20 protein-coding genes and 1 pseudogene are annotated in these 23,426 nt (G+C 47.1%); 9 read left to right on the top strand and 12 right to left on the bottom strand.

All coding sequences use genetic code 11. The annotated features are described in order from the left end of the window. Positions 1-193 precede the first annotated feature (193 nt). On the top strand, positions 194-1,915 hold the full coding sequence (locus BUF15_RS14150; protein ID WP_073614214.1) for a sensor domain-containing diguanylate cyclase: 1,722 nt from the start codon (positions 194-196) through the stop codon (positions 1,913-1,915). A 131-nt stretch (positions 1,916-2,046) separates the two neighbouring features. On the opposite strand, the gene BUF15_RS14145 is transcribed toward BUF15_RS14150, so the two are convergent. From BUF15_RS14145 to BUF15_RS14130, 4 genes are all read right to left on the bottom strand, one after another. Beyond that, complete coding sequence (locus BUF15_RS14145) at positions 2,047-2,586, bottom strand: hypothetical protein (RefSeq protein ID WP_073614212.1); 540 nt, start codon at positions 2,584-2,586, stop codon at positions 2,047-2,049. 57 nt (positions 2,587-2,643) lie between these two features. Further along, the gene (locus BUF15_RS14140; protein WP_073614210.1) at positions 2,644-2,892 is read right to left on the bottom strand and encodes a DUF3820 family protein; all 249 of its coding nucleotides are present in this window, start codon (positions 2,890-2,892) and stop codon (positions 2,644-2,646) included. A gap of 40 nt (positions 2,893-2,932) precedes the next feature. Beyond that, complete coding sequence (locus BUF15_RS14135; protein ID WP_073614208.1) at positions 2,933-3,856, bottom strand: DMT family transporter; 924 nt, start codon at positions 3,854-3,856, stop codon at positions 2,933-2,935. A 217-nt stretch (positions 3,857-4,073) separates the two neighbouring features. Then, on the bottom strand, positions 4,074-6,143 hold the full coding sequence (locus tag BUF15_RS14130) for a methyl-accepting chemotaxis protein (RefSeq protein ID WP_234981181.1): 2,070 nt from the start codon (positions 6,141-6,143) through the stop codon (positions 4,074-4,076). Positions 6,144-6,604: 461 nt separating this feature from the next. Here BUF15_RS14130 and BUF15_RS14125 point away from each other — a divergent pair, with 461 nt between their 5' ends. After that, the gene (locus BUF15_RS14125) at positions 6,605-7,057 is read left to right on the top strand and encodes a DUF1499 domain-containing protein (protein WP_200802394.1); all 453 of its coding nucleotides are present in this window, start codon (positions 6,605-6,607) and stop codon (positions 7,055-7,057) included. Between the two features lie 283 nt (positions 7,058-7,340). On the opposite strand, the gene BUF15_RS14120 is transcribed toward BUF15_RS14125, so the two are convergent. From BUF15_RS14120 to BUF15_RS14110, 3 genes are all read right to left on the bottom strand, one after another. Beyond that, positions 7,341-9,053, bottom strand: a complete 1,713-nt coding sequence (locus tag BUF15_RS14120) for a carboxypeptidase regulatory-like domain-containing protein (protein ID WP_159441303.1) — start codon at positions 9,051-9,053, stop codon at positions 7,341-7,343. A 333-nt stretch (positions 9,054-9,386) separates the two neighbouring features. Beyond that, positions 9,387-10,778 carry a sigma-54-dependent transcriptional regulator gene (locus tag BUF15_RS14115; protein ID WP_073614205.1) on the bottom strand — a complete coding sequence of 464 codons (1,392 nt, stop codon included), beginning with the start codon at positions 10,776-10,778 and terminating at the stop codon, positions 9,387-9,389. A gap of 11 nt (positions 10,779-10,789) precedes the next feature. Continuing rightward, the gene (locus BUF15_RS14110; RefSeq protein WP_073614204.1) at positions 10,790-13,210 is read right to left on the bottom strand and encodes a c-type heme family protein; all 2,421 of its coding nucleotides are present in this window, start codon (positions 13,208-13,210) and stop codon (positions 10,790-10,792) included. A 309-nt stretch (positions 13,211-13,519) separates the two neighbouring features. Here BUF15_RS14110 and BUF15_RS14105 point away from each other — a divergent pair, with 309 nt between their 5' ends. The 3 genes from BUF15_RS14105 to BUF15_RS14095 all read left to right on the top strand — a co-directional run bounded on the left by BUF15_RS14105 (position 13,520) and on the right by BUF15_RS14095 (position 16,256). Further along, positions 13,520-15,262 (top strand): YeiH family protein, encoded by a 1,743-nt coding sequence (locus BUF15_RS14105; RefSeq protein ID WP_073614203.1) that lies wholly within the window; start codon positions 13,520-13,522, stop codon positions 15,260-15,262. 60 nt (positions 15,263-15,322) lie between these two features. After that, on the top strand, positions 15,323-15,559 hold the full coding sequence (locus BUF15_RS14100; RefSeq protein WP_073614202.1) for a hypothetical protein: 237 nt from the start codon (positions 15,323-15,325) through the stop codon (positions 15,557-15,559). A 106-nt stretch (positions 15,560-15,665) separates the two neighbouring features. Further along, positions 15,666-16,256, top strand: a complete 591-nt coding sequence (locus BUF15_RS14095; protein ID WP_143170724.1) for an NF038143 family protein — start codon at positions 15,666-15,668, stop codon at positions 16,254-16,256. Positions 16,257-16,379: 123 nt separating this feature from the next. Here the strand turns inward: BUF15_RS14095 and BUF15_RS14090 are convergent, their stop codons facing one another. Continuing rightward, on the bottom strand, positions 16,380-17,261 hold the full coding sequence (locus BUF15_RS14090) for a LysR family transcriptional regulator (protein WP_073614200.1): 882 nt from the start codon (positions 17,259-17,261) through the stop codon (positions 16,380-16,382). A 118-nt stretch (positions 17,262-17,379) separates the two neighbouring features. Here BUF15_RS14090 and BUF15_RS14085 point away from each other — a divergent pair, with 118 nt between their 5' ends. The 3 genes and pseudogenes from BUF15_RS14085 to BUF15_RS28355 all read left to right on the top strand — a co-directional run bounded on the left by BUF15_RS14085 (position 17,380) and on the right by BUF15_RS28355 (position 19,104). After that, positions 17,380-17,967: a YceI family protein gene (locus BUF15_RS14085; RefSeq protein WP_073614199.1), complete on the top strand. Its 588-nt coding sequence runs from the start codon at positions 17,380-17,382 to the stop codon at positions 17,965-17,967. 91 nt (positions 17,968-18,058) lie between these two features. Then, a complete protein-coding gene (locus BUF15_RS14080) occupies positions 18,059-18,451 on the top strand; it encodes a DoxX family protein (protein ID WP_073614198.1) in 393 nt (130 codons plus the stop codon). A gap of 153 nt (positions 18,452-18,604) precedes the next feature. Continuing rightward, positions 18,605-19,104 (top strand): annotated as a pseudogene (locus BUF15_RS28355) (dioxygenase family protein). Between the two features lie 45 nt (positions 19,105-19,149). On the opposite strand, the gene BUF15_RS14070 reads toward BUF15_RS28355, so the two are convergent. Further along, positions 19,150-20,232: an ADP-ribosylglycohydrolase family protein gene (locus tag BUF15_RS14070; protein ID WP_073614196.1), complete on the bottom strand. Its 1,083-nt coding sequence runs from the start codon at positions 20,230-20,232 to the stop codon at positions 19,150-19,152. A gap of 553 nt (positions 20,233-20,785) precedes the next feature. Then, positions 20,786-21,124: a winged helix-turn-helix transcriptional regulator gene (locus tag BUF15_RS14065; protein WP_073614195.1), complete on the bottom strand. Its 339-nt coding sequence runs from the start codon at positions 21,122-21,124 to the stop codon at positions 20,786-20,788. A gap of 179 nt (positions 21,125-21,303) precedes the next feature. On the opposite strand from BUF15_RS14065, the gene BUF15_RS14060 reads away from it, so the two are divergent. Then, positions 21,304-21,807, top strand: coding sequence for a lactoylglutathione lyase family protein (locus tag BUF15_RS14060; RefSeq protein WP_073614194.1), 504 nt, complete (start codon positions 21,304-21,306; stop codon positions 21,805-21,807). A 196-nt stretch (positions 21,808-22,003) separates the two neighbouring features. Here BUF15_RS14060 and BUF15_RS27755 read toward each other — a convergent pair whose 3' ends face one another. Both BUF15_RS27755 and BUF15_RS14045 read right to left on the bottom strand, forming a co-directional pair. Continuing rightward, entirely contained in the window at positions 22,004-22,297 is a 294-nt protein-coding gene (locus BUF15_RS27755; RefSeq protein ID WP_073614193.1) for a hypothetical protein, read from the bottom strand. Between the two features lie 805 nt (positions 22,298-23,102). Further along, positions 23,103-23,426, bottom strand: a 324-nt coding sequence (locus BUF15_RS14045; RefSeq protein ID WP_143170723.1) for a transposase, incomplete at its 5' end; no start/stop codon positions are given.

Raw genomic sequence — 23,426 nt, 5'->3', positions numbered from 1 at the left:
CGCCTGGTAGGATCAAACCGTCAAAAAAAGAGTAAATCCGCATTCAGCCTGTCGTTAATCACCTGATGAGGTATGAAAAATTTGATCCGAATTGTCGAACACGATAGGATTATTCAACATAGCAAAATTTCGAGCGTGTTTTCAGATAGAATAAACTCATAGTATCTCCTCATTATTTAGCCACGGTTACTGTATGAACATGTTCAGTGAGCAAAATGTTGCCAGGATCAGCTTTTTATGTGCTGTGGTTCTGGTTGCTATCCTGACCGTGTCCAGTGGTCTTCTCTTTATTGCAAATAAGTTCGATACTCTCAACAAGGATCTTGTTACGCTTGAGCAGGATTTTATTGCCGACGAAAAAGAGCAATTGAGAAACGATGTCAGTTCGCTTCAAGCAAACATCGCATCACGCAGTAAATCAATGAAGAGTGTTCTTGAGCGTAACCTGCAGGTTCGGGTTCAGGAAGCATTGATGACTGCTGAGAACATCCGTTCGACCATGAAGTCCCGTATGTCTGATGAGATGATTGAAAATGTCATCAAAGAGGCGATACGACCAATTCGATTCAATGATAAGCAAGGGTATTGCTTTATCCTGAGGCTGGATGGGGAAGTGATTCTTTACCCGGCAGATACAAATCTTGAGGGGACCAATTTTTTTTCCAATAATATTTACTTGGCTCCAGAGGTCGTAGCGGAAATGATCGAATTGGTGAAAGCGCAGGGGCAAGGCTCTCTTCGTTACGATTGGTTCAAGCCTCATGACCTTTCAGGCCAGCGTGTTGAAAAGATATCCTATGTCGCGCTTTTTGAGCCCCTCGGTTGGATTATAGGCACGGGTGAATATGTTGATAATCTTGATTCGTTGACCAGGAAAACCGTTACGAATGAACTGAGGGAAAGCCTGCAGGGTAATATTCCCGACTATTTTTTTATTTATGAGCTCAACAATATCGGAGGCGGCAAAGATTTCGCCACGATGCTCATCAACAATAATCGCCCTGACCTGGTAGGGAAGCCAATCTCCGATGACTACACCGATGCAAAAGGCAAACAGTTTAGAAAAGAGTTTCTCAAAGGTATTCGGGAAAAGGGCGAAGCGTATGTCGTGTATTGGTACAGGAAAACGGACGGTTCCGGTGACGGACGGAAACTTTCTTACTTCAAGTTTTACCCTGAATGGAACTGGGTCATTGCCAAAGGTATATACTTCGATCGTTTAGACGAGGTCATCGCAGAAAAAAAAGAAGAGCTGAGCTCTAAAGTTACAGAAGATATCAAGTTGTTGATTCTCATATTCTTCGGCGGTGTTGTACTTGCTCTTCTTGCCGCTTTTTTTCTCTCAAAGGGGCTCCAGCGTATCTTCAACAATTATCGTCACGCTCAGGAAGAATACGCCAAACAACTTGAGACACTCAATAACGAGCTTGAAAAGCAGAGTCAGACAGATGCGCTGACCAAAATCAACAATCGTGGCTATTTCAATGAACAACTGGCCAAAGAGATAGCGTCAGCGGAGAGATACCCTAATCCTGTCTCACTCATACTTTTCGATATAGACAAATTCAAGGTGATCAACGATACCCTTGGTCATTTAGCCGGTGATACCGTGCTCCGGGAATTGGCAGCACTGATAAGTGACAACATCCGGCAAACTGATGTTTTTGCCAGGTGGGGTGGCGAGGAGTTCGTTATCCTTGTCACAAATATCAATATTGTACAGGCGGGGAAATTTTCAGAAAAGCTTCGGAAAATTATTGAAACCCATAGGTTTTCCGTTGAGCGGGATATCACCTGCAGCTTTGGTACAAGCACCTACAGACCTCCTGAGAAGATTGAAGATTTCCTGCAAAGAACAGATGAAGCGTTGTATCGTGCCAAGAAAGGTGGCCGGAACAGATGTGTGTCGTGTTAAGCAGAGAATAACCGTGCAGGGATCACGAGATCAGTAATAAATGCCTGAATACACTGATACTTTTGGTGGAATGTCCGGTTAATAAAAAGGTGCACTGGATATTGCACAATGCTCTCCAACATGGCAGGGTATTATTCGAGAAATATATCAATTTTCTCCGAAATATCTTTAGAGCCACTGGCGGCCAGTGCAGGTGATAGGGAGCTGAACACTGCCCTGATCACTGCAGTTTTGGGACGTGGTGAGAGCATTTGCGTTTCCAGTGTCTTGACATCCATTACCAGCTCCTCGATCTGGGGATAGCCGGTAGGGTTGGTGAATAGCCCTTTTTTTATCTCTGTGAGGAATTTTTCCACCTGCTCGCGATCCTGCCCATCAAGTACCGGACCTTTACCGAGTCGTATCGACTGCTCCGTGGCTGAGCCTACTATGAGCCCTTCCTTGCGGAGCAGTTCCAGTCCCTTGTCTGTTATCCCGATTCCACCCGCAAGAGTTTTCAACTCCACAAGCTCTTCTATCATCAGATCCTGGCTCATGGAGGTGGTGGTGCCTTTGTTCATGCCAAGAGATGCCCCGACATCATACATTGAGACCTGTGAGTCGACATTGCCGCCGATCATATTGTGCAGTTCAAAGATAAAGCTCTTTTCTTCCTGGCTCACGGTACTCATATGGGACCTCTTGATAATGTAGTTGAAATGGCCGACAAAGTTTGCGGTTTCAAACGTTCAGCAGGTCTTTCGCAACGGCTCAAACAGATACTCAAGCCCGTTAACCTTGATTTCGTAAATGGTTTGCAGCATGCGGCCGAGTTTGCCTGCCGGGAATCCCTTGCCGGCAAACCAGATGACATATGGCTCCGGTAGGTCGATTAATAATCTGCCGGAATATTTGCCAAACGGCATTCGAGTTTCGGCCAGTTCAAGCAGCTGCGTATGATCGAGGCCGGAGATGCCGTTGTTATCGGTTTCGCTCATGGTCTTTTTTCTCGAAGTGTCGCAATCGTGAGTTTCATTGTTACTGACGTGAGGATAATTGTTGTGGCGCTATGGCTGTGTTCTTGCGAGTTGGCATATTGGTGAGGGTCACGCCGGCAAGCACGAGTACGCCACCTGAAAGTACCACAGGTTTTATCGATTCGCCAAGGATAAGCCAGGAGAGAATGATGGCAAAAAACGGAACGAGATTGATGAAGACCCCTGAGCGGGTGGCGCCGATTTTGCGAATGGCCTGATAATAGAGAGAGAAGCCGATGGCGGTGCCGCAGAGACCGAGAAAGGCAAGATTACCGATGGTTAACGTAGAATAGTTGACAGCTTCTATGAGTGATCCTTCTCTAAGGGCAGGTAGAAGAAGCAGCAGGCTGCCAATAACGGACGAATAGAATACAGCGGAAAGTGGCGTCATTGTTTTCAAAACCGAGCGGCCAACAAGTGAATAGGTGGCCCAGCTGGCGACACAACCGAGAATAGCCAGCTCACCTTTACCGAAATCACCATTGTATATGACGGAAGGGTGGCCGTTACTGATAACAAAGAGCGCACCGATGAGCGAGACGATGACGCCGATAAACTGTCTGGGCGCCAGAGGCTCTTTCAAGAGCAGGCTGGCGAAGAGGGTGATGGCCAGGGGGTTGAGGGCAATGATCAGCGAAGCACGGCCAGCCTCGATATAGTGCAGCCCAGTGAAAAAGCAGATGTTGTAGCTGAATACACCGGTGAGTCCGAGTAAAAAGAGAGAAAACCAGAGTCGGGGGGGCGGAACCGTTAATCGGCCGTCAATAAGGCGGCACAAAATAAGCAAAGCGGCCGAAGCGATGGTGAAACGAAAGAAGGCTGCTGTTGCGGGTGGCACAGCGCCGGCCAGGGATCGGCCAGCAATAAAGGTTGCACCCCAGAAAAAGGTGGTGAGTACCAGCGAGAGGTAGGTGCCGAAATACATGGAAGTTATATGTGTTGAAAGAAGTTGAATGTGTATAAGGGAATAGGTAGTTACGAGCCAACAATAAACGACTTTGCACTTTAGTCGAAAGAACATAGCCGATGCGCAAAGTAGCCTGCGTATCGGCTATGTTGATATGATCTGTCCGGCAATCATCTCCGGTCAGGTGAGGATAATTGCATCGGGCAAGCTCGGACGATATTCTCCAGATGCTGTTTTATGAAATCTTGAATTTCGAAACAAGCTCGGTGAGATCGGTGGCAAGCTTTGAAAGTTGATCGGAAGAGGCCCGTACAAGTTCGCTGCTCGACTTAACCTCCATTGATCTGGTGCGAACCTGTTGTACTCCCTCCGACATCATGGTCGTCATGCTGCTGCTGTTGGCAACATTTTCGTTAATCTCCGATATGCCGCGCGAGGCCTGGGCCACGTTGTTGACGATCTCATTGGTGGTGATCGACTGCTCTTCAACGGCAGTGACGATGCTGTTGACCACCTCATTGACATCTTCAATAACTTTGGTGATCGACTCGATATCGGAGACGGTTTCACCAGTCTGCCGCTGCATCTCCTCAATAGCGTCACTAATCTTACCTGTAGCGAGAGCCGTCTGTTTTGCCAGTTCCTTGATTTCGTTGGCGACTACCGCAAAACCTTTACCAGCCTCACCGGCTCGGGCGGCTTCGATGGTGGCGTTGAGGGCAAGGAGATTAGTCTGGTCGGAAATCTCGGTGATGGTTGCTGTAACTGTGCCGATGGCCTTGGCTGCTTCACCCAGTTTCTGAACACCGTCATGGGATTTTTGGGCGCTGGCTACTGCCTGTTCGGTGGTAACACGGGCATGGCTGCTGTTTTCAGCAATTTCCCTGATCGTGTTGCCCATTTCTTCAGAAGCAGCAGCAATCATGTCGAGATTGGAAGTGGACTGCCCCATTGCGGCTGAGATGGAGTCCATATTGTCCGAGACATTGGCAGCATTGGTGGAGGCCTCATCGGCAATGCCAGTGGTGGCGTCGGCGCTACTGACCATCTCCTCTGAAATGGCCGAAAGTTCCCATGATGACTCGGACAAGGCCTTAGTCGAGACGATAACATCCTCCAGCATCGCTTTCGATTTCTCAACCATTAAACCGAGTGATTGCGCGAGTTGGCCAATGGCGTCGTTGGAGGAGGATTCGAAAGTGATAGTATAGTCGCCTTCGCCAACCTTGACGCTCTTGCCTGCCAGATCTTGCAGAGGCCTGTTGATAGTTCTGACCAGAAGCATGCTTATGATAATACCTACAAAAATAACGCCTACACCTACTAATAGGTTGTTGCGCAGCATAATGAGGTCGCGCCCGCCGATAATGTCTTCCTTGGTGGTGCTGGCATTGAGATAGACGCCCCAGTCCTCATAATATTTGACGAAGGAAATCCTTTCCTGGTTGTCAAGCGTATAGTGGAGCATGCCATCTTTATGGCCTTGCAGGACAGGAATATTGGTAAAAATGTTTGTTCCTTTGGCGATTGTGGGGTGGATAAGTATTTCACCTGTTTCTGAATACAAATAGAAATAACCGTTTCCGATTTTGGTGCTGTTGAGAAAATCATTGAGAATCGGAGTGATCATAAGTTGGCCAACATAAATTGCGCCGACAACCTTGCCGTCTCCGCCGAGAAGCGGGGCGTAGGCTGTCAGATACCAGTCGTTCACCACAAAGGCTTTACCTTTGAAGGCTTCACCTTTCATGATTGTCTGGTAAACCGGGCTGTCTGATGGGATGTAAGAGCCTATGGCTCGATTACCATCGTTTTTTTTCACTGTGGTTGATATGCGAACGAGCTTGTCTTCGACGAGCTGGAAGATAGTGGCAGAACTGCCTGTTGCTTTTTCAACGGCATCGACAATGTCATTTTTACCGGAAATGTAACTCCCCCCGGCCATCATTTGTGGAAGTTCGGCCTTTTCTTCCTTTTTCGTTACTTGGTTGACGATAGTTGTTTCTTCACTGTTATAATTGTCAAAAATTATTTGTCCTTTGGTTTTCAGTTCTTTCGAGAAAAGGCCAAGGTCGCCATCGAGCTTTGCCTGGATGGTACCATTCAATAACTTCAGCGAATTGAGCATCGCATTGTGGATATTCTCGACAGATTCCTCTCCAAGGGATTGGAGACCGTTGTCCGCCATTCTGATGGCGTTTCCTGAGGTGATGAGGATCGAGACCAAGCATAGAAGGATAATGGAGGAAAGCAATTTGGTGGTAAATTTCATGCTCTTGAATACGCTGGTTGTTTTTGTCTTCAAAGTACTCTGGTTGCTCATTTTCATCCTGATAACGTTCGGGGGAAGCATTGTTGCTAGTAATTGATGTTGCGACGGTGCCAGATTATCTCGTGCCCTTGCCTGTATCGAAGATGGTGTGGCGGGTACGAATGCTTTTTTCTCTGTCGAACAGCCTTGCCTCATCTCAGAAAAGATGTCCTAATGAGTATAACAGCGGGATAGGAACATTGTGAGGAAAAAGTACAAATCAGGCAAATCTTATGGAAATGTCCTGTATAGTATGAAGGTGGAAACGCCCCTGTATCAAGGCATAATGATGCGGATATGGTTGATTGGCCGGTGAAGTGGTGCAGCTAACGGAACACTGATCAAAGGGTAGTTGGATGGAGAGGGAAATTCACTCTGAAAGCATTGGGTCGATTCATGTTTCCGTGAATTCTTGATTACTGGCCTAATTTTGAACAAAAGGATGGGAGGCGAGTATGCGAATGGTTTCGGTATGGGTTGTCGGTGCCACTGCGATATTACTTGGCGGGTGTGGTGGAAGTGTACCGAAAAATCTGGGGGTGGCCAATGGCAGACTCGCACCCTGTCAAGCGTCGCCCAATTGTGTATGCAGTATGGATCTCGGGAGTTCCGCATTCATTGAACCTTTTGGCTATGATACAGATTGGATGGCAGCGGGGCAGGCGTTGCGGCAAGTGGTCAAGGAACAGACCGATGCGACAATAATTCTGGATGAGCCGGAATATCTTCATGTCGAGTTCCGTTCGAGACTGCTGGGATTCGTGGATGACGTGGAGTTTTATTTTCCACCAAAACTCCAGCAGGTGGAAGTGCGATCCGCCTCACGGCTGGGTTGGTGGGATATGGGCGTTAACCGGAAACGGATTGAACGGTTGCGCCAACTTTTTCTCGCAGCGATTGGCAGGTAAAGCCGAAGGTCGGTGTGGAAGCAGGGCAGTTACCTGACAACGCTCCATTTATTACTCTCTCTTCGATCTCAATAAAAATCTTTTCGGGATGGGTTCATTTGGAGGCGCAGGTGATGGTCATTTTCCTGTGATGTTTGGGGTTCTGTGTTACACCCCTTAATAGGGCAGAAGAATCTCACCCTCCTGCTATGGTGAAGTGAGAATACGTGCTGTACTGGTTGGATATCTGCGCTTCACAAAGAACATGGTAGTGCAGATATCCAGCCTCAATATGATTTACTATTTAAAAGGCAGTGAACGGTCCGGTCACCAACACTCTTACCGGGACGTTCTCCAGATTCGAAGGAATACGAGCTCGAGTCTCGGCATTTTCGTTTTCTAGATAGATCTCGATAACCGGCCTTCCGTCAGCTGACCGAGATATGCCGTGCCCAATAATGCCTGGAATCGACAAAAGTTCGTTTGAATGCCGACTCTTGATCTCTCTGACCGTATCAAGCGACTGTAAGGCTTTTTGTCTTGTAGCATTGTCACTCTGCGGTGACGTACCATCCAAACAAAATGAATCAGGGTTGGGATCAATGCCCTTTGTCCATGCATTTACGGGGAATATTCCGGAAAATGAGAGGCCGTCTTTGATAACTGCCGTCACCGTGGTTGCATATTTTCCGTTTGATGCATTTTTTGCATTGTAGCTTACCAACCCCTGGGAATCGGTAATCGCGCCGGTTCCATCGGCATAAAATGAGCCGTCCAGGGTAACACTGATATCGGCCTGTGCACCTGGTACCGGATTGCCGAGTTCGTCTTCCACCCCAAGGGTGATCAGCAGATGCCTATCATTGTCTTTACCGCCTGTAGAGGCATACGTCACGCAGGGTACGAGGGAACTGGTTGCTAAGGTCACCGGGGTCAGCGCGAAATCTGCCGTACTCTGATTCCCTTCGGTAACTACTACTCCCTGAGGCGATGCCTGGAATCCGGTCGCAGAGGCCGTAACTGTCCGGTCTCCTGCAGGGACATTGTCGAGAATATAGTTACCACCCACGCCTGTCGATGTGGATTGCCCTGTATCAGCGTCGACACTAGCTCCAGAGAGAGCATTGCCTTGGTTATCAATGATTTGCCCAGAAATCGATCCTAACGGAATCAATGTCGAGCCACCACCAACCATCGTGACTCCAAGTTGCGCCAGGACCGGAGCGATTGGACTGGCAATGGTCGAACTGGAACTTCCCGCAAACAGCAATCCTACTGCCCTCGGTAAGCCATTCTGCGGATCGACTGTTCCCGACTCGACAATGAGTGCTCCGGAATCGCCGCCAGCGCTGAACGTTCCTGGAGTGATACGCAACTGATTAACAAAACGAGCGATATTGTTAGCGGCGCTTCCGCAATCCTTGGAATAACCTATATCGACTGTTACATCCACTGCACTAATCGAACCACTGGTATGGCCAGTAGTCCGACCGCTCTTCTGGACGAGCTGTCCAACATATGCTGAAACCGTATTGTCACTTATTGGGCCGATATCAATAATCGAGCCTGTCGGATCAATAAACCCATCCCTGATCTGAGCAATTGCGGCGTCAACTTCATTGAGCTTTACAGTTCGACCCTTTGAATACAGAATAGGCACGAAATCGCTCAACTGCGCCACAATACCTGATTGACCGCATTGCTGATCGATCATGCCAGGCTGGTTGATCTCTTCACCTATCGCAGCCTGATTGTTTCGAGCTAACACATGATTATTGCTTAAAATGTACCGAATTCCGTTGCCGTCCTCTACGAGAGCTCCCAGCGTGCCACTGCAACAGTAAATGGAACTGCGATCGTTAACATTTCCTCCACTTGTTCCAAGCTCAATCGGTCGCGTCTGAGTCTCTTGATGCAGAAGCCCGCTGTCTGCCCAGAGGACAGTTTGTCCGCAGGCCAGAACGAAAAAAAAGGCAATGCTCAAGACCCAACGAAATATCTTAACGTCATTTTTCATTGTCTCCACCATCCTCTAAATGAAATAGAGAGGAGCATGCTGTACCCTCCCGTTACTCGATAGGCCTGAGTCCGGGACTCCAAAGTATGACCTCCGATGATCTCCCTTCCAACGCCTTGTCTCAGAAATGACCGTGAGTAAAAGAAAGAAGATATATAGAGGGTAACCACAGTGTGGTAGTGCGACAAGAACTGGTGGTCATCATTAAGTGCAAATCGGAGCGCGCCGCAAAATTGTACCTTGATTATATAAATAATCTGCCCCGGACGAGGACGTTACATCAATGGGTATTGTGTCTTGCCGCGCATAATGCGTGATGGAGTGGCATGATTTTTATCGGAATCGGCTGAGATCTATGCCCAGTCGCTGGCCTAGCTTTTGTATAGCCACCCTCGAAAGTCCGCTTATCCGGGATGCCTCTGAGACGTTGCCGGAAGTTGCGGCGAGGAGCTGTTCGATATAGCTGCGCGAGAACTTATCTGACACCAGGTTTTTCATGCTTTTGTATGGTCCCAGTTCACCTGTCACGGCTGACATGGGTTGACCTGGCGTTTCGATACGCTGCACCGACGCCATGGTAATATTCTCGTGGCCGCTGAATACCACTAACCTCCTGATTGTATTTTGGAGTTCACGGACGTTGCCGGGCCAATCTTTAGTGCAGAGATAGGAAAGCACTTCAGGCTCAATAGTCATCTCCGCAATTTTCATTTCAACCAGCGTCTTTTCTAAAAAAAAGTGGGCCAGGAGAGGGATATCCTCACTTCTCTCACGAAGTGGCGGCATGTGGATGGCGATGACGTTGAGACGGTAAAAAAGATCGGCGCGAAAGTTACCCTGCTCGACCAGTGTATCAAGTATCCGATTGGTGGAGGCAACGATCCGTACATCTGTGGCTATGGTTTTGGTCGAACCGACCGGACGGATTTCGCCCTCCTGCAGAAAACGTAAAATCTTGGTCTGCATCGTCGCGGAGATATCGCCGATTTCATCAAGGTGCAGGGTACCGTTATTGGCGGTAAAGAACAATCCGTCCTTATCTCTATCGGCGCCGGTGAAGGCTCCGCGGCAATGGCCGAATAGTTCGCTTTCCAGAAGCGCATCGGGAATAGCAGGGCAATTGACCGCCACATACGGTTTTTTTATCCGATTGCTATAGCGGTGCACCATTTGTGCTGCCAGTTCCTTGCCGGTGCCAGATTCTCCCTGAATCAGGACGGGATAGTCAGAACCGGCAACCGCCTCAATAGACTGACGTACCTGTCGAATGGCTGCACTTTCACCAAGCAGGATAGGTTTGTCGCCGCCGGCCACTATTTGCCGAAGACGCTGGTTTTCCAACTCCAGCCGGATAAAATCAGCTGCTTTTCTTACTGTCCGATAGAGTTGCTCCGATGCCACTGGTTTGGTAAGAAAGTCAAACGCTCCATGGCGTACTGCCTGAACAGCCTTTTCAATGGTTCCAAAACCGGTGAGAATAATAACCTTCGTTGCAGGATACCGACGATGGACCTCCTCCATCAACTGCAGGCCGTTCATTTCCGGCATCTGTAGATCAGTGAGAAGGATATGCACTTCCGTTGTATCCAAGAGGTGCAGGGCGTCTTTACCACCTACAGCGGTCAACACCTCTAGATCTTCAAGCTCGGCAAGTAGCAGTCGAGCCAGTCCTTTGATGAAATCGAGCTGATCGTCGACCAGAAGCACTCGCATTGATTTACCCATTTGTTCCTGCCTCAGGCGCCCGGAGCAGCCGGAAAATAGAGTTCAAAAACAGCACCGCCTTCAGGCCTGTTTTTTGCCTCGATAGTGCCGCCCAGTTCATGCATATAGCCATAGATAATTGCCAGACCCAAGCCTGTACCCTTGTTCACATCCTTGGTTGTGAAAAACGGATCGAAAATTGACGGTAAAACAGCCGGATCAATACCGTCACCGTTGTCAGCAACCGACAAGCGAAGACCGTTTCTGTCCCGGTCACCGTCAATAGTTACGGTAATAGTGCCTTCGTTCGCCGGCAAGGCATCGAGGGCATTGATTAAAAGGTTCAGTACGATGTGTTCAATGACCTGAGGCTCAACCCTGACAGCCATTCCTTCATCTTCACGATGACAGGAAATAGTCGCTCCCTTCTTGGCTGCCTGGATCTTGAAAACTCCAATAACGCTTTCAGCCACATCACCGACCACGGTTTTCCGGTGGGTAGATACCTTGGGTCGAGCAAAGTTCAGAAGATCGAGAAGTACCGCCTGTGCCTGACTGGTGTGTTTGATGATGACATCGATATCAGCCTGGTGCTGTTCGTTGCTGAGGGACTTTTTCAACAATTCAGCATAACAAAGGATGACCCCAAGAGGATTGTTGAGCTCGTGGGCGAGTCCTGCGGCGAGCTTTCCAACAGTGCCCAGCTTCTCTGCCTGGACAAACTTGCGAAGCATCTTCTTTCGGTCGGTATCTTCCCGTATAGCTACAACAATACGAGCAGCTCTGTTTTCTTCTTTCGCGAGACCAATCGTGTTGACAATAAAGCTCCTGCCGTTTGCTGTTTCAATTTCCCGGGTCGTCTCAACACCAGCCTGGCTTACAGCACCTTCGTCAACTGCACTATCAATTGTCCCAGATTGGAGAAGACAGTCGATCATCCTTTTTCCTTCGCCTTCCTGGCAGGCGAGTTCTTCCATCAACCGGTTGGCAGCCCTGTTGGCCATGATGATAGTGCCATTGGTGTCCAGCAGGAGCAGCGGGTCGGGAATTCCTTCGAAAATGGTCTGCAGGTTATTGGTCTGGCTCAGAATCGAGTCCAGGGCGGTCAGGTTTTCTGCGGCTATGCCGAGTTGCCGGCCGACAGCAGTGAGCATCTCCGCCTCATCATCGGTAAAAGGGAATCCGGCCGGACGTTCAAGAAAAAGTAAACCATCAATGTTATCGTCGCCACTGCCGACAGGTATAAAGACCCGGTTGTCGATGAACTGGATTCGTGGCTGCAGCAGCAACTGGACATAATCCTCCGGCAGTTCCGGTGGTCTGGCCTGGTCCGGCCAGGTAAAATCCTGGTGGTTTGAAAAGGTACAGATATAGGATGCCCGCACCAGAAGAAATCTATCTGCAAGGAGAGGCAGTGAATTGCGCCACAGTTCCGGACGATTCCTGCTCAATTTCAATGCGTGAAGAACGCTGACCAGCATCGTCAGGTCTTTTTTATGGGTATCATTTTCCAGTGACAGTTGTTCGGTGCGCCGTGCAACTTCGCGCTCAAGGTCGGCGGTATATTCTTTGAGACGACGATCTGTTTCAAAAAGGTGCTGACTGAGCCCCTCCATGCCCTCGATCATCTCTTCTATTTCATCGCCGTGCTCAACTTTTTGCAGAAGCTCAACGCCTTCCTGGTCGTGAAAATTCTTCCTGAATTGGCTGGTTAGCGTACGAAAATTGACAAGCACCACCCGCTGGAAAGTCAGGTAAATCATGAAAAGAACGAGAATGGAGATGATTATATAGACCACGACATAGAGGGTGAACTCCGACGTGGTTTTTACGGCATAGCGATTGGTGGGAATGCCCACCAGATCAACCCCGTCAATACTATCGAGCTGGTGATTGAAACCTCTCTGTCCGTATTGTCCTGCCATCTCCTCCGGGGCATCCGCCGCGCTGCCGTGACAGAGCATGCAGCTTTCGACAAAGCGCACTGGTCGGGCCATGACAAAAACGTTTTGGCCATCAATGGTCTTAAGCCCCTGCCAGAGAGAATCATTCTGGTTTTTACGAAAGAAGTCGATAAGATCCAGCTCGACCTCATTGGCTTCGAACATTGGATTCCTGGCATTGATTGAGACCCGCCGATAAACATAATCGGCATCGGCATCTTCTGTCTTCTCCATAATGCTCCGGCTAATGAACGATGAGGACATCGCCTCCAGGACAAATTTTTCCGGCAGCAATTCAAGCATCTTTGGCCGCAACATCTTCTGTACATATTTCTGTACAGCATCGACCTGCTGAAGAACAATGGATGCGCGCGTGCTGACCTCCTCCTCCAGGGTATCCTGCATAAAATAGTAGAGTGCAGTAAGGTTGATGAAGCTGATCAGCATAATGCTGCCGATCAACCGAAGAATAAATTTACTTTGCAATGAATGGGGTCGGGGAATAATCATGGGCATGAACTGCTGAGGCTAAAAGAGTCTTGAAACTCCAAAGAGTGGCTGACGAGATTGTATGTGTAGCAGACCAGCACCTTTTGTAAAGAAAAAAACAAAAAGTTAATAATAACAGTATTCCCAACCGATAACCCCAGTTTGCGGCTGCAAAGTTCAGTTAGCAGTCAAAAAAACTTCCAATCCTGTATTTTACTGTTTTTATAGAAATTATATAGTTTTTGTTTTTGGCATTCTTCTTGATAGGGCTTACACGAAACATGTGGTCGAAAGACCTGAGAACGAATCAATATCAAGGAGAAACCATTCATGGCTCAAACAGACACAAACATCGTTGTTGATCATGGCCAAAGTAGCTGGTCGGATCTCTGGACGAAAGAAGATTACCTGGCTATATGGCTTGGCCTTCTTATCATCGCCATAAGCCTTACCGCTTATTTTGGCTATGGTCCCAAAGAGGAATTTACCGCCAAGATCAATGCCGCCAATCAGATTCAGGCCGCCGAGGTCGAAAAAGCCCCCTTTAAAACGGTTGCCTGGTACAAGGCCGATGACGACAAGAAAAAGCTGAAAGCCTCTAGTGGAAGCTTCGGAAAATTTGTCTCCCATTGGACCAAACACCCCGGTTCCTGGAAAAGTAATCCGATTGACGCTTTTATCATGAGCGATGCTCAAGCCAAGGCATTAAACGATAAAGCTATGCCCGCTTATGAAGATGCCAAGGGCAAGTCAGCCGCTGCACTGACTTCGGCACAGGAGGCCGAAGCGGCTGCCGGTGCTGCCGCATTCAAAGACCAGAGCCTCAATGACGCTGCTGCTGCGAAAATAGCTGATTGGCGAGCCGCTGAGAAGAAGGTTGCCTCAGCCAAGAAAAAGATAGGCAACAAAGCCTACAATTACTTCCCGACCCTTATTGGTCTGTGTGCTTTCTTCATCGTGATTTTTGGAACCGGCATCGCGTGTATGAAGAAAAGTTTTTCAGAATTTGCCAAAGGTTTCGTGGTGGTTTTCCTTATTGCTGTCCTGGCTTACATGCTTGGCGGACAGGCAATATCCAAACAGTATGGCTTCGGTGCTGAGGCTTGGGGTATTCTTCTTGGGATGATAATCGCCAACAGTATCGGCACCCCCAGGTGGGTTCTGCCAGCCTGCCAGGTTGAGTTCTTCATCAAGACTGGTCTTGTTCTGCTCGGTGCAGAAGTCCTTTTTGGTAAAATTCTTGCCATAGGTATTCCCGGTATCTTTGTTGCCTGGGTTGTTACCCCCATCGTTTTGGTATGCACCTACATCTTTGGCCAGAAGGTCATTAAGATGCCGTCCAAAACCCTTAATGTCGTTATTTCCGCAGATATGTCTGTTTGCGGTACTTCGGCAGCCATCGCCACGGCAGCAGCCTGCCGCGCCAAGAAAGAGGAATTGACTCTCTCAATTGGTCTGTCACTTGTTTTCACCGCCATTATGATGATTGTCATGCCAGCTGTTATTAAAGCTATGGGGCTGCCGGAAATTCTCGGTGGTGCCTGGATGGGCGGAACCATCGATTCTACCGGTGCTGTTGCCGCGGCTGGCGCTTTCCTTGGCGAAAAGGCAATGTATGTTGCAGCAACAATTAAGATGATCCAGAACGTCATGATCGGTGTTACCGCCTTCTGCGTCGCCCTGTACTGGTGTACTCGGGTGGAGCGTCAGGCCGGACGAACTGTCGGAACCGGAGAGATCTGGCATCGTTTTCCAAAATTTGTTCTTGGTTTTCTTGCTGTATCCGTTTTGTTCTCCATTATCGACAGCAGTCTTGGGCAGGACCTCTCCAACGCGCTCGTTGATCAGGGTGCTGTTCGCGGTGGTACACGACTCATGCGCGGCTGGTTTTTTGCCTTGTCGTTTGCTGCGATCGGTCTTTCCACGAACTTCAGGGAGCTGGCTCAATATTTCAAAGGTGGCAAGCCGCTCATCCTGTATGTCTGCGGCCAGAGTCTCAATCTGGTTTTGACCCTGACCATGGCTTACATCATGTTCTACCTGGTCTTCCCTGAAATCACCGCGAGGATTTAAGGCAAGTGCCAACACTCAGCCGGCCGGGACGCTGTTCCCGGCCGGCATGACGAGGAAATTATGAAGCAACCCGCAACAACGTCGCAAAAAATAGGAAATTTCGCAGCATCCCTTGGCGCCTGCCTCATTTTTGTTTATGTCTTTCTACCTTTTCTGACCGAATCGGTGACCATTCTCAACAGGATGTCGCAGTATCTCGATAATAACGGCATCGACCCAACCCGCTATTACTACACAGATGTCGAACAGGTTAAGGAATCTGAGGAGTACCTGCAGACGGCTCTGAACGGCTATTGAGGGGTAATCCTTTGTGTGCGCTCAGCCTCTTATTGGCAATGCATTATATTGCAGCTGTACGATGCCATGTATCACCACTGACAAACCTGTACATACGGAAAAGGCCATGAGCTTTATCGATAACGACGAAAAAGCACAATTGATCCTCGCCAGTGAAACCGATATCGCAAGGCAATTGGCCCTGCATGTCATTGAGAAACCGGTCCCTCGTGTCTGGATGATCTTTATTCCCATTCTCTTTGTTCTCTATTTCTCAAAAATTAAACAGTTTGAGAGTTCACTGAAAGCATTCGCCGAACATCATCTTACTCCACGTCGTATGATATTGGAGGCTGTTCTGGCTGCTGAAAAGGGTGGTCAGCCTGTCAACATCGAGCAGTTGCTTGACCGGCTTGGTAATCTGGACGAGGCAACACGTGGATTATGCATGGACTGGTTGTCAGCACTTGTGGGACATTTCCAGCTGATTCTTGCCGCCGAAGGAAAGACTTACCCTGAACTTATACAGTCAAGCTACCGGTATAAAGAAGATTATCTCTCGTTTTGTCGAAAAATCAGGACCGTTGAGTTCGCCGTTAATCAAGAGCTTCTCTCGGCTATTGATGCGAATAGCTCAGACCTGCTGCAGGTTACGAAAATGATAGACGAAGGTATACATAATCTGAGGGCCGAGGAGGCTGAAAAAATATTTTCCTGAGAGTATTTCCACTGTCATTTTTGAAGGAGGGCAGGGGGGACTCCTGCACCATCACGGCCGCCATGAACATACTCTACAGGTGAAGCGTCACCTCAATACTCACAATGTCCAAGTTGTTGTTTTTTACTTGAGTGAGGTCTCATTATACATAAATTGCATGAATGCTTTGATCCTGCGGGTATTTTTCAGATCTGGATGGGTTAATATCCAAATTTTATGGTGAAATTGCTCCGGCACATCCATGAGGCAAGCCAGCTGGTCATCTCTGTCTCCAACGTAAGTCGGTAGCGGTGCAACTCCCAGTCCCTGACGAGCGTAACTGTAAAGGGTCGTAAGCATATTGCTACTTACAGCTATTGCAGATTTAGGTACGAGATTTTTCAACCATTCATTGAACGCGATATGTCCAAGCTTTTCGTTAAGTAGAAGCAACTTATGATCGGATAAATCCTCGGGTGAATCTGGCTTCCCATGTTTTTCAATGTAGTCGATTGAGGCGTAAAGCTTGATTTTGATTGGAGCCAGCACTTTGCCGATTATGTAGTCAGGATGATCATTTACTGCTGCTATAACGACATCTGCCTCTCTTTTTGTCAAATCCGTGTAGTTTGTTCTGATGTCAATATCCAGAATGATATCAGGGTAAACCTCCTTAAATTTATAGATATAATGTGGTAACCAATATTGCCCGAGAGTGTCTGTTGTTGAAAGTTTGATCTTACCCTCATAACGAATATCCCTTCCTAATATTTTCCTCTCTATTGTAAGAAAAGCCTCTTCGATATGATCTATCTGGTTGAAAATCTCGTTACCGCTTTCAGTGAGCACGTATCCAGTCTTTAATCTTTCAAAAAGTCTGGCATCCAATTTTTCCTCAAGGGCGTTAATTCGACGCAATACAGTGGTGTGGTTCACTTTCAGCGACTTGCTTGCAGCTTTCAATGATCCCAGGCGTGCAACTCTCAAAAAGTAGAGATAGTCGTCCCAGTTGGCGGTCGTGTGCATATTTGCAATTCTCTCCTGCATAATTGGCGGTTGATGTGCAGAATAACACATACTACATTGTGGGGCAAGAGAGAGCTCTCACCTCATAAAAATCAACCTTATTACAACGGAGAATAAAATGAAAAAGCTCATCGTTCTGGCAGCAAGCATAGTAATGGCATTTGTAACCGAAGCGTCTGCCTCTACCTGGACAATCGACACAGATCATTCCACCGCGAATTTTTCAATTCAGCATATGGCTATCAGTAAGGTGAAGGGGGACTTCGAGAATGTTTCTGGAAAAATCGAGTTTCTCGAATCCGGTCCCAATCCATTTTCACTAGAAATTGCAATTGATCCTGAAACGATAGATACGGGTGTCGAAAAGCGTGATGCACATCTCAAAAGTGCTGATTTTTTTGATGTTAAGACGTATCCCAGCATCAAATTCATTTCAACGAAGGTCATTCCCGCAGGTAAAGGCAATTTTCAGGTAGAAGGCACACTGACAATGCATGGGGTGAGTAAAGATATCACGGTAGCGCTTGAAGGATTGTCCAGTGAGCAGAAAGATCCTTGGGGTAATGTCCGAAAGGGTGCGCAGATTACTGGCGAGATCAATAGAAAGGATTTCGGCATAGTTTATAACGCAGTTCTTGAGAGCGGCAATCTGTTGATTGGTGAGAAAGCTGACATAAGCGTTGATCTCGAGTTCATCAAAAAATGATGCCAATCTGTTAAACGGTGAAGGCTGTGTCTGGGTGATGATTACAGCCTTTTCGACTACGTACCATACTGCTGATTTCTGAGGATTTACTATGGCTGAAGATATTGGAAAACTTGTTCTACGGGTAACTTTAGCAGTTCTTCTACTGTTTCATGGAATAGATAAGATCGGTCATTTGAGTGGAATAATCGCGATATTGGGAAAAAAAGGATTCCCTGAATTTTTCGCATATTTAATATATGTCGGCGAAATTATCGCACCCCTTATGCTTTTGGTTGGCTATCGTGTCAAAACAGGGGCTTTAATAATAAGTGCGACAATATTTTCTGCCAGCGTATTAGTATATTCCGGCAAATTTTTCTCCTTGGGGGATCACGGAGCTTACGCCTTGGAGGTACAGTCATTCTATGTATTCGTCGGTATTGCAATTTTCTTTCTGGGCAATGATCGTTTCTGTTTAGATGCTCGCAAAAAGAAAACTTGAACATCGAGAAATCTGCAGGATTATTTTTGATGTGATTGTGTTCGATCTGACCGGATGGGCACATGACCAGATTACCTTGCAATGCAGACCTGCAATATGCAGGAAGGATTTTAGGGTGATGAATCGGCAACTATGGCAGGAACCATAATGGAGATGGATATGAATGATTTACAGAAAATTACTGAATCATTTGAGCCGACTGCAAAAATGCCCGTGCTTTTCCTGGGGCATGGTAGCCCGATGAATGCAATCGCCGAAAATGAATTCGTACAGGGATTCAGGAAGGTGTCTTCAGAAATAGAAACACCCAAGGCGATTTTGTGTATTTCTGCCCATTGGGAGGCAAGGGGGACCATGGTGACTGCAATGGAAAAGCCCCCAACTCTTCATGATTTTGGTGGTTTTCCCGAGGAACTCTATGCGGTAAAATATCCTGCCCCAGGCAGTCCGGAACTAGCCCAGAAAATCAAGAAACCAAGCTGATTGACTATTCAGAGCAGGGAAAAGCGTTTCAATTGTCGATCCCAACGCGTGAGCACTTCTTGCCTTTACTTTACATATTGGCACTTCGAAATAAAAAAGATAGCATCACGTTGTTCAATGACCGAACTGTGGGCGGTTCACTTTCAATGACCTCCGTGAAGATTGGGTAGGAAAGGGGAGCGGAAACCCTTCTAACCTTTTCCCCTGCGTACCACTTATTGAGGGGGAGGAATCTTGCTGGCCAATAATTTCGCCAATTCCAGTAATTCTGAATAGTTTTCGAGTCCCAGGATGAAACGCTCCGGAATTTGTGATAACCCAACTTGGGCTCCGACCAGGCTGCCTGCAAGGATTGCCCTCACTTGGTTTTGACCACCACCATTTACAGCATGAAGCACGGCTGATTCGAAATCATCACAGAACCTGGCAGCGAGGTAATATGCTGCAGGCAATTGATGGTAGATGGCACACGGCATGCCGTAGACAAGTGAAACTTTCCAAGCTGGTTCTATCTTGATATCGGGATCAACTGCGGCTGCGGCCATATAGGATGGGGTCAGCAATGCGTCTGGTGATGCAAACCGGCCTGACCTCGGTGGATCCGGGTCACCTGGTTTGGGAGGCTGCAGGTTGTCACTGGTGACGGCGTGAAAGGGCAAGGCCCCATTTTTTACCAGTTTCATCAACTTCATCGATAAAGAGGTGTCGAATGGGTGCCCTTGAACGAGCATGCTCAGAACTGCTCCAAAGGCTACAGTGATCGAAACTACAGTATCGTCCGTTTGGGTGAGCACGGTGTTGCTGGTTATGGCCTCGGCCAGTTCCGAAGGGCGGGTGGCATAGCGTATTGCAATGGCCAGAGTGCGTTCGATGGCTTCGGTGGTATCGGCATTGCTCCCGGTATCCTGCCAGCCTATCCCTTTGATGGTTCTCTGTCGCCAGATCTCACGTATCGATTGGCTGGTATACCCACCAGGGCCGCTTATCGGAGTGCCGTCAAGTTGCGGAAAGAGCTCCTCGTCCAGCCGCTTACAGAAATCATTTTCATCATAACCACCACAATCGTTCAAAGAACGGATCATCATGGTCAGAATATATCCGGACTGGGAAAGCTGACCCGCCTTTAACCCATCATGGTATCGCCCAGGTTTGGGATCTGTATAGTCGCTGATCCAATCACCGTAATCCGTTCGTAGCTCTCTGAGGTTATAGTACCAATGAGGACCGAGCCCCAAGGCGTCGCCAATGAATGCCCCTACTATTGCCCCTTGCGCTCTATCCTGTATTGCTGTTGTCATTTTCGTTGCCTCGTTGAATTCATCATGGTGGCATTGATAGGAAAAAAATAAAGCCGTATTTTTGCAAAAAGTATCGGTGCTTTTCCTGTGATGAAATAATCGGGTAATACATTTTTCTCTTAAACAAATATGTACTTGCGCTGCCGATGTAAAGAAAATGGTACAAAACGGTGGGTGGGATATTTCCAGGTGGTTTGTAGAGCGTGAGTTTGATTTTTTTGGGTCACCGTGCATGAGAACAAAAGCTGCGGTGCTCAGTAGAAAGCTCAGTCTGGAGTGCTTTGCACTCATGAGAGGCCTATTCTCGCACTGCCTGATGACGGAGCTACCACTGGGGTAGGCCTTGATTATTCACTCTTAAACATGAGGGAATGAGATAGCTAACATTTTAATACAAATAGAAAAAACTGAGTTTGTTACGCAGAGTCTTTGGTAAGCTACATTCTGCAGTTGCTCCATTTTAGAGCAATTATCGGCTGTTGGCCGATCCCAACATCTGAGGAACAACTCAATGAGAGGAGATTTGGGAACCTTTAATGTTACCCCTACGAACCTATACTTCTGGATCGATAAGCCCCAACTGTTTGACAGCCCATGAATGCATCATCTCTAAAATGGGAAATGCGCTTTGCCCAAGTTCGGTCAAGCTATATTCAACTCGTGGCGGTACTTCCGGATATACCATTCGTGATATCAGTCCGTCTTTTTCCAACTCCTTTAATTGTTGAGTCAACATTTTCTGACTGACTCCCGGCACTATTCTCTCCAGCTCGTTGTAACGTTTAGTCCCTTCATTCAAATGCCACAGCATCAGGCACTTCCATTTTCCACTCAGCAGAGCCATGGAAACTTCAACGGGGCAGTGGTACTGCTTTTTGTTCCAGCTGATCATGATATCGCTTAACCCTCGAAAAAAAGATTGATCCTAGAACCGGCTAATCCAGACAATCCGAACCAATTGGTTCGTGTCGAACAAAATTGTGCCTTCTTGTCACTCTAGTTCTTATAGCTATAGTGTCACTGTACCCGGGATAACATCTGAATAACAAATAAATATATAGGAGCACTAAAATGACATATCCAAGGACTTTTTCTCATATCGGATTATCAGTGACTGACCTTGACAAAGCGGTAGATTTTTACACTAAGGTACTTGGTTGGTACGTAATTATGCCTCCGACTGAGATAGTATCAGATGACTCTGCAATTGGGATAATGTGCGATGACGTTTTCGGTAAAGGCTGGGGCAGTTTTAAGATTGCTCACCTTTCAACCGGAGATAAGATCGGAGTTGAAATTTTTGAATTCAAAAACGCAGAACAACGAGAAAACAACTTTGAATATTGGAAAACTGGTGTGTTTCACTTCTGTGTACAAGATCCGGATGTTGAAGGTCTAGCTGCGAAAATTGTAGAAAATGGCGGCAAACAGAGAATGCCGGTAAGGGAGTATTACCCAGGGGATAAACCATATCGAATGGTTTACTGTGAGGACCCTTTCGGGAATCTTATTGAGATTTACTCCCACAGTTATGAGTTGACCTACTCAGCAGGAGCGTACCAAGATAAGCTGTAATTGTTGTTGTAGCGGAGCCAATAATGTTGTGGGCTGCGTTGCTTCAAACGGGCGAGGAACAATCCTCGCCCGTTGACGTTTTCCTATCCGTAAAGTGTATCGATCCACCTGATCACTTCAGTGTCATTTACCTTTTCGAGATACCTTTGAGCTGTTGAAAGGTCTGCATGCCTTAGAATAACTTTACTGACTATTTCTATGGGAGTTCCAGATCTTGAGGCATACGTGGCGCATGACGGCGGAGATCGTGTGGACGAAGTTCGATATTGATCAGTGTGCCTGTTTTTCTCACCATTGACCAGGCGGCAACGTAGGAAAACGGAAAAATCCGTTCACTTTTAGCGATATCATTGCCTTTTACGTAGTCGGTTAATTTTACCAATAATTTTCGTGGAACATAAACCGTCTCCCCTGATCGACCACTTTTGGGGTTCTGGATGATAAGACTCTTTGGTAGGCTTTTGTTGGTAGATGCTCCATTTTTGATCAATTCTCAAGATTTAGCTTTTCCTACCCATGTCAGAAAACATCGCAATCGGTATTGCCGACAGGACGTAACGGGTTGGTAGTACAAATCTTCAATTAGAGATCGCTCAAGACGGTATTGGTATTTTCGCTGGCATTACAAAATTCGCAGGAAGCAGGAGCCTATTTAGAGTGTCCCTGCCGGTCAAATGAACACCTCTTGAACTATTTAAACTGAACATTATTTTTGGACCTACTGTTTTCAACCACCTCATGGTGGATCAATTTATTAAAACGTCTCCATAGTCCTGATTGTTAGTAGCCCGGTGTGGGAAGAAGTAAGGGGAGGCGCTAGCCTAAGACTCTGCAGATGATCAAAATGTTTGCCGAAACTGATCAAGCAAGAATTCTAGCACAACTGCAATCCTCATCCAAGATTGCAGTATAAATTTCCTTATCAAGTTGTCATTTAATTCTCACCACAATTCAGTAGTGTTGAAAGACCTTGCAAAAGATCTTTCTCTGCCAATAGACTGAATATGAGATGACACAAAAAGTATTGTTTCATTCTGTGATTTCAGTGCGCTCAGCAAATTTTGCGACAATTTGATCTTGCAACAAAAGCGGTCAAAGTTGGCGATGGGAGCTATTCTATCAGATTCTCCTTGAAGGCAGACAATGCCATTGGCCAATTGACGAACTTACTCGACATCATGGTATCAAAAGGCAAAGAGATGCTTGAGGATATTTTATTGAATTCCACCATTTCTAGATGTTAACACTGAAAACACTAAACTCAAGAATCATTCTCACTCACTGCTGTCTCACAGTTAATTCCACAATAAAAGCTGTGGAGATTTAATAGTTTGTGGATTGTCAGGTGGCTTGAATAAATCAGTCATTGATCGACGATCAAAGAGATTCAATTGCAATAGTCGTAAAATACCCGAAAGTGACAAACCTAGATTGGCCTGGAACTTCAAATAAGCCAGCAGAAGGTAAAGACACAAGGCAATCCAAAGCTGCGTCAACACAGCATTTTCTGAAGTACCGAGGAAAGTTTTCACCTTGAGATTTTGTTTGATCCATTTGAAGAACAGTTCGATTTTCCATCGTTCTTTGTAAATGGCCGCCACTTCAGAAGCTTTGAGCTT

Origin of the sequence: Desulfopila aestuarii DSM 18488 (assembly GCF_900143695.1) — a bacterium.
Taxonomy (GTDB): Bacteria; Desulfobacterota; Desulfobulbia; order Desulfobulbales; family Desulfocapsaceae; genus Desulfopila; species Desulfopila aestuarii.
Note: the sequence above shows the minus strand (reverse complement) of the source record. Positions and strands in the feature narration are given on the sequence as shown.